1 pseudogene is annotated in these 608 nt (G+C 75.5%); it reads left to right on the forward strand.

Annotated elements, in window-relative coordinates:
* Positions 1-608: pseudogene (locus tag AWZ10_RS16225) on the forward strand (family 2 glycosyl transferase); the annotation flags it as partial.

Raw genomic sequence — 608 nt, forward strand, 5'->3', positions numbered from 1 at the left:
CGGCGGCCTCACCCACGGCACGGGGGCGCGCGGCAGCTGGCGCGCCACCTGGGCGTACGCGCTGCTGCTGACGATCACCACCGCGTTCACCCCCATCGTGTGGCCCATCGCGCTGCTCCTCGGCCTCGGGCTCCTCGTCGTGCGCCGCCGCGAGATCACCGCCTACGGCCCGCGCTTCCTCGCCCAGCTGGCCACCCCGCTGCTGATCCTGACCCCCTGGTCACTGACGCTGCTGCCGTTCGGCTTCTTCGAGGAGGCCGGTCTGGAGTACGGCGGCAGCACGGCCACGGCGACCGATCTGCTCGGCATCAGCCCCGGCGGGCCCGGCACGGTCGGCGGGCTGACCCTCATCGGCGTCGTCCTCGCCGCGCTGGCCGCCCTGCTCCGCGCGGAACGGCAGTTGGCGATCCGGACCGCCTGGACGGCCGCCCTGCTGGCGCTTGTCTTCGCGGTCCTCTCCAACGGCTCGACCTGGGCCGGCCCCGCGACCCTCGTCTACGGCATCGCCGTCCTCGCCGCCGCCACCCTGGGCGCCGACGGGGCGCGCCACCGCGTGGCCGAGCAGAGCTTCGGCTGGCGGCAGCCGGTGGCCGTGCTCAACGCGCTCG

The organism is Streptomyces europaeiscabiei, from assembly GCF_001550375.1.
Classification (GTDB): Bacteria; Actinomycetota; Actinomycetes; order Streptomycetales; family Streptomycetaceae; genus Streptomyces; species Streptomyces europaeiscabiei.